The organism is Tunicatimonas sp. (genome assembly GCF_049647865.1).
Lineage (GTDB): Bacteria > Bacteroidota > Bacteroidia > Cytophagales > Cyclobacteriaceae > Tunicatimonas.
In genome coordinates, this window is the sequence record NZ_JBARYM010000354.1 from 1 (window position 1) to 6,593 (window position 6,593).

Consider the following 6,593-nt stretch of genomic DNA (forward strand, 5'->3'; position numbering starts at 1 on the left):
CTGATTCGGGAGTTTAGCACTACTGAAGAGGCGGAAAGCAAAGATCCGCTGAAGGGGAAATTGGAAGTGGAGAAAGGCTTCAACCGGTTTGTGTGGGATATGCATTACCCCGGCGCAAAAACTTTTGAAGGTATGATTCTATGGGGAGGCGGTACCCAGGGGCCAAAGGCAGTGCCGGGCGAATACCAGGTTACGCTAAAAGTAGGCAATGAGCAGATGACCCAACCGTTTTCTGTTCTGGCCGATCCTCGCTGGGAATCGAGTCCGCAGGATATTCAGGAGCAATTTGACTTTTTGATATCTGCTCGGAACAAACTCACCGAAACGCATCAAACAATTGAAGATATTCAGGAGGTGCGGGAGCAAATGAATCAGGTAGTGGAGCGAGTAAAGGATGAAGAAAGTATGAGCGATGTGGTAGATATGGCTAAAGCGATTGATGAACGGATTACAGTTATTGAGAAGGAACTGTATCAAACCAAAAACCGTAGCCGACAAGATCCCTTGAACTACCCTATTAAATTGAATAATAAATTAGCCAATGTGGCTTCTCAGATGAGTGCGGGTAACTTTAAACCAACTGCTCAGGCCGTAGCCTATAAAGAGGAAATTACCCAACGCATTGATGAGCAGTTGGATCAATTTCAGGAAGTAGTCGATCAGGATCTACCAGCATTTAATCAATTGGTACGAGATAAAAGTGTAAATGCAGTACAGATAGATCCTGAAATAAGCGAACTGGAAGGAACTCACTAAATTGCTAATGAACGAGAAAGGTTAGATGTTTTAACATCATCTAACCTTTTTTGGCTTATGCGGGTTGTAATTGGAAGCAACAAACCTATTTTTTTTAACTTAGCTTATTTCTGAGCTATTACCTTTCAGGTTAAGGCTTTAGAAGTTTTTTTATGTTTTCCGAACTATCTTCCTCGGCTTTATACAGAACGACAGCATTTCTGCTGTCGACTGGGCTTGTTATTCTCCTCCTGATTTTAGGTAAGTCTATTTTTATTCCATTGGCCTTCGCGGCTTTTATTGCAGTTATTTTAGCTCCATTATGTAAATATCTTGAGAAGCGCGGAATACATAGAAATATTGCTGCTTTCTTAAGTACCATATTAGCCGGAGCCTTCGTAGCCGGAATCCTAGCCTTCTTCACTTTTCAAATTTCTAGCTTAGCAGACAATGTAGATACTTTTAGAGAAAACATGAACGAGCTAATTGTTAATACAACAACCTATTTAGGAGAGTATTTGGGCGAGACAGAAATAAGCGAGTTATCGTCGTTTAGTGAGCTTTTCACTTTTTTAATGGAAGATGCCCACACTGTTATTGGAACGATGCTAGCTATGATGGCTGCTAGTCTCATAGTTATTCTTTTCCTTTTTGTGTTTGTGGTGCTGTTTCTAATTTACCGAACAGATATTCGAAAGTTTGGAATACACTTGTTCCGAGATAATAGTACTAGTATGCGCCACTTGCTACTCAAAATTGAGCAAGTTATAAGAAATTACTTAATCGGTATTTTTCAAGTGATACTTATTTTGGCCGTTTGCAACTGTATAGCGTTGTGGCTACTGGGTGTTCCCAATGCGTTGTTTTTCGGTATATTTTCGGCTTTGCTCAATGTTGTGCCATTTATTGGGCCGTTAGTAGGTTCATTAATACCGGCTATGTTTGCTATGGTTATTCATAACTCAGCACTATCTGCCGTGTGGGTTATACTGTACTTTACTATTATTCAAACGCTAGAAAGCTATTTGATTACTCCGGGCATTGTAGGTAACAAAGTACGAATCAATCCCATGTTCACACTCTTAGCTATCTTCGTAGGAAACTTAATTTGGGGAGTGCCCGGCATGATATTATTTATTCCATTCACCGCCGTACTAAAGCAAGTCTTTGACGAAGTATCGGGTTTGCGTCCTTATGCCTCGCTACTGGGTGAGTTAGACGGAGAAAAGTTGGCTAAAGAAACTCAGGAGGCAACTACTTCTTCTTCCGGTAGTTGAATATCTTTTCCAGAAAAACCAAATAGGCTGGCTACCAGCTTAGAAGGGGACTTAGTTACCAAATCCAAGTACTGTTGCAATTTCAATGAGTAGCGATTAGCTGCTATACGGTAGGCAAAATCAGCTTTTTGTAGCTGTTCGATGCTGCTCTGATAAATTTTATGCTTTCCTAATTGATCAGGAAGATTATCTATTTGTTGGGATAACTGCTGACCCGAAGATACAAGCTCACTGGCGGTAGTAGTGTTTTTATCTACCGACTGAAAGGACTGTACTATTCGCTGTAGCAGTGTGCTCAAGGAAGTATCATTTCCCTCAATATTTGATAACTGAATAATAATATTCTGCCGAAGGGCAGCATAGCGATAAACTAGTTCAGCCGCTTCCTCTACTTCCTTTTTTCGGGTTTTGAGTGAATGATAATTGACTATTCCCCACAGAAAAATGAATCCGGCTACTGCTACGATGAGGGGTAAAAATCCCATAGGAAAATATTTTGGTTAATGCTGACTATACATAGGTGTTATAGTGTTTACGTGTTAGTAAGTTTTAGTTCTAAATTTAAAGTTCAAAGTTTTGCCGCTAGGTATTAACCACACTAAACTCAGAAACCTAAACTTTCAAACTATAACACCAAAGCACACTAACACTAGTCAAATACTTAAAATTTTCACCATGCGTAGCATATCCTGTTCTAGTGGCTTAGAAGTATTGATACATTCTTTAAAATCAGTGTAAACAATTCTATTATTGATTACCCCTGCCATCATACTGCGCTTCCCATTCAGTAGCCCCTCTACGGCGGCTAAACCTAAGCGACTGGCCAGAATACGATCCATAGCGGTAGGAGCCCCTCCGCGTTGAATGTGACCCAAAATAGAGACTTTAAAATCTTTTCCTTCTAAGCGTGCTTTCACTTTAGCAGCAACTTCAATAGCCCCGCCCTCTTCATCACCTTCGGCCACTACAACAATAGAGGAGGTCTTTTCATGATTACGCCCCTGGCCCAGGGTATGGATTACATCTTCAATAGAGGTACTGGTTTCGGGTACCATAATTAATTCGGCGCCGCCTCCAATACCCGACTGAATAGCAATATAGCCCGAGTCGCGTCCCATCACCTCAATGAAGAAAATTCGGTCGTGCGAATTAGCCGTATCCCGGATATTATCAATAGCATTCAAGGCAGTGTTTACCGCCGTATCAAATCCAATCGTAAGATCGGTTCCGTACAGATCATTATCAATAGTACCGGGTGCGCCAACCACCGGCACTCCGTATTCTTGGCAAAAGATATTAGCTCCCGTGAAGGTGCCGTCGCCTCCAATTACTACCAAGCCCTCAATACCTCGTCGTTGTAATTGGTAAAAAGCTTTCTTTCGACCTTCGGGAGTACGAAATTCGGCACTACGCGCAGACTTCAGGATAGTACCACCTCGCTGAATGATATTACTAACGGAGTAAGACTTCATTTTGTAGATGTCGCCTTCAATTAGTCCATTGTAGCCATATTTAATGCCGTAGGCTTCTACTCCATGATAGATAGCTCCCCGAATCACAGCTCGGATGCAGGCGTTCATGCCGGGAGAGTCGCCTCCTGAACTTAGTACTGCGATCTTCTTCATAAAAACGATTAGAAATTAATTTGCAAAATAAGCGAATAGATGCCCGAGAAAGAAAATAATACTAATAGAAAATTTTGTGGTTAACTACTTTTATCAAAACTTGATCTAAGTTATGCTAAGTGGCAGGCTAATCAAAAGGGTTTAAACAAGTTTGTATATTGTTCGCGTAAATTTGTTAGTTTTTTTGGCAAAGTAAAAGGCTTACCATCATTTTCCTATGCAAATTCCATTTGTTAATCTTCGGCGGCAGCACGAAATCCTACTGGAGGAAGTTCAAGCAGCAATGAAGGATTTAATCGCTTCTAACCAGTTTAGGGGGGGAGAAATAATTCGCGATTTTGAGCGTGATTTTGCCCAATATTTAGGCGTAGAATATGTAGTTAGCTGTGCTAATGCTACTGACGCTCTAGAAATAGTATTACGCGCTTGGAACATAAAGCCTGGTGATGAAGTGATTGTTCCGGCTAATGGCTGGATGTCTGCTACCGAGGCTGTCCGGATATTAGGAGCCACCCCAATCATGGTTGACAATCATTCGGATAATTACAATATTAATCTATCGGCACTTCGTGAGAAAATTAGCTTAAGAACCAAAGCTATTGTACCAATTCATCTATACGGAAATCCGGTAGATATGACGCTACTATCCAAAGTAGCTACTTTACAAGGTGTGAAAACTCTAGAGGATTGCGCTCAAGCGCAGGGTGCTAGTGTTAATGCTAGAAAAGTGGGAAGTTGGGGCGATGCGGGAGTATACAGTTTTTATCCTACTAAAAACTTGGGTGCGATGGGAGACGGTGGTGCTATTGTAACTAACGATTCTATACTGGCTAAACACTGCCGAGCAATTGCTAGTCACGGGCAATTTGAGAAACATACTCATCGCATATTAGGAAGAAACAGCCGAATGGATGCTTTGCAAGCGAGAATACTCTCAGCGAAGTTGCCTCACCTCGACCGGTGGAACCAACGTAGGCAGCAGATTGCTCGCTATTATTCTGAAGCTTGGCAAGATTTGCCCCTTCAGCTCCCAATTAATAATGATGAAGCAGTCTGGCACTTGTTTGTGATTCAGACCAATCACCGTGATATTGTGCGAGAGGAACTAGCTAAATGCGGTATTCAAACTGAAATTCATTACCCAATTCCGGTGTGTCAGCAACCATTATTTCAGGAGTTTCGTGATTTTGAGGGCTACCCGAATGCCGAGCAGCAAGCACCTCGCTTGTTATCTATTCCGCTGTACCCGGAACTGACTGATTTGGAAGTGGAGTACATAGCCAAAACATTTAGAAAAGTGATCGAGCGCGTTGCCAGGCAGCATCAACCAAGTCGTTAATTTCAGGAGAAATCCGAAAAAAATAAATTGATACTCCGAACAGCAGCATTACCAATCCGCTACGAAACAGTAAGTCAAGCCAAAAGGGAGAGTAGGTAGGTAAAAGGCTGATAATGAAGTAAGTGCCCAACGCTATAAGTATCACTAGCAGGTGCTTTTTTCGATAGGGCTGCATACCAAATTTTTGGTAGACAAACCAAAATCGGGTAATCGTAACGGTTGCTACCGAAATAAGTGAGGCTAAGGCCGCCCCCGAAATTCCCAATTTTGGTATCAACATTACATTGGTCAAAATAATAAGCAGAAGCCACCCGGCATTAAAAATGGTGTTCATTTTATAGTACTCCGAATAGCCCACAATAGCATCACTCATGCCTCCGGCCATGCGTACTACATTGGCTAAGCCAATGAACAGAATGACGTAGACACCCGCTTGGTATTCTGGGGGAAGAATTGTGTAAATAGTTTCGGTATTAACCCATAAGCCCAGCAGTAAAAAGAGTCCGATCGCTAGTTGGGTGATCGTACTTTTCTCGTAGATCGCGCTAATGGTACCAAAGGCTCGATTACTGAATGCATCGGCAATCATAGTGGGGGCGATGTTCCTCAAAGCACGGGACGGAAGCATCACCAAGGTAGCAAAGTTGATGTTCATGGCATAGATGCCTACTTCGGCTTCGGTGAGATAGCTGCCAATCATAATACTATCAATCCGAATAATTGCTAGAGAGCTGAATCCGGTTAAAAAACTAAAAAAGCTCAAGCTAGCCATACCCTTTAGCAGTGAACGATTTATCAGACTGAAGTTAGGTTTAAGATCAAACTCCTTGCGCCAGACCAAAAAAGCAGCCAGAGCCAGCGTAATTACGCCCTGAGCCCCAATGTACCAGTCTACAAAAAAATCGAAAGCAAAAAGCTCGAGAAAAACCAACGTTATACCTACCAAGATAACTAAACGAAGTCCCAATTCCCTAAGTAATGTTCCTGTGGTAGCATTATAAAGTACCCGATTGTAAACATCTAGCGAGATAAACAGCAACTGAAATAGTGTGTAAGGAATAAGTAGATAAATCTTATCCTGAAATAGCGGAGAATCGTCGTGAGTGGCTATCAGCCAAGATTTTAGTAGATAGTACAGACCAATAAAGAGGGTGAAGCCTACGGCACTCAGTGCCAAAAGTATAAATAGAAAACCGTGGTGGTTCTTCGCTTTATTTCGGAACAATGGGAAGAACTTTACTGTAGCTCCCCCAAACCCTAAAGTAGCAAATTGAGCAAATAGCGATGACCACGATCCTAAGAGCGTTAGAACTCCAATCTGGGAAGTAGTGAGTATTCGGGGAAAAATTAGAGCAGTAGTGACAAAACCAACTAGCACACCAGCGTAGATGTATACCGTAGATTTTATTGTTTGACGCTTAATAATTCCCACAGTAATTGTTTAAGCTAACGCAGCTTAGTGATAAGTTCAGCTAACTCGGAGCGAGATAATTTAGCTGTATGTTCTGAGGTGAGTGCTTTTAATGCAACTTGTTGTACTCCCGACTGCTCACGGTATGCTTTTAGAACGTTCTCATTCATACAGATAATAAAATCGTTGGCACGTTCACAGCCGAA

The 6,593-nt window shown here is 41.9% G+C and carries 5 protein-coding genes and 1 pseudogene; 3 read left to right on the forward strand and 3 right to left on the reverse strand.

The features are described 5' to 3' along the window. Positions 1 to 756 (forward strand): annotated as a pseudogene (locus WBA23_RS10515) (glycosyl hydrolase); the annotation flags it as partial. A 152-nt stretch (positions 757 to 908) separates the two neighbouring features. After that, positions 909 to 2,012: an AI-2E family transporter gene (locus WBA23_RS10520; RefSeq protein WP_424582235.1), complete on the forward strand. Its 1,104-nt coding sequence runs from the start codon at positions 909 to 911 to the stop codon at positions 2,010 to 2,012. Here WBA23_RS10520 and WBA23_RS10525 read toward each other — a convergent pair. Both WBA23_RS10525 and pfkA read right to left on the reverse strand, forming a co-directional pair. Next, positions 1,979 to 2,497, reverse strand: a complete 519-nt coding sequence (locus WBA23_RS10525) for a hypothetical protein (RefSeq protein WP_424582236.1) — start codon at positions 2,495 to 2,497, stop codon at positions 1,979 to 1,981. The two genes, WBA23_RS10520 and WBA23_RS10525, sit on opposite strands and share 34 nt — an antisense overlap. Positions 2,498 to 2,665: 168 nt before the next feature. Next, on the reverse strand, positions 2,666 to 3,637 hold the full coding sequence (pfkA, locus tag WBA23_RS10530) for a 6-phosphofructokinase (RefSeq protein WP_424582237.1): 972 nt from the start codon (positions 3,635 to 3,637) through the stop codon (positions 2,666 to 2,668). A 217-nt stretch (positions 3,638 to 3,854) separates the two neighbouring features. Between pfkA and WBA23_RS10535 the strand changes: the two genes are divergently transcribed. After that, positions 3,855 to 4,976 (forward strand): DegT/DnrJ/EryC1/StrS family aminotransferase, encoded by a 1,122-nt coding sequence (locus WBA23_RS10535; protein ID WP_424582238.1) that lies wholly within the window; start codon positions 3,855 to 3,857, stop codon positions 4,974 to 4,976. Here WBA23_RS10535 and WBA23_RS10540 read toward each other — a convergent pair. After that, positions 4,927 to 6,408, reverse strand: a complete 1,482-nt coding sequence (locus tag WBA23_RS10540) for a polysaccharide biosynthesis C-terminal domain-containing protein (protein WP_424582239.1) — start codon at positions 6,406 to 6,408, stop codon at positions 4,927 to 4,929. The two genes, WBA23_RS10535 and WBA23_RS10540, sit on opposite strands and share 50 nt — an antisense overlap. Positions 6,409 to 6,593 lie beyond the last annotated feature (185 nt).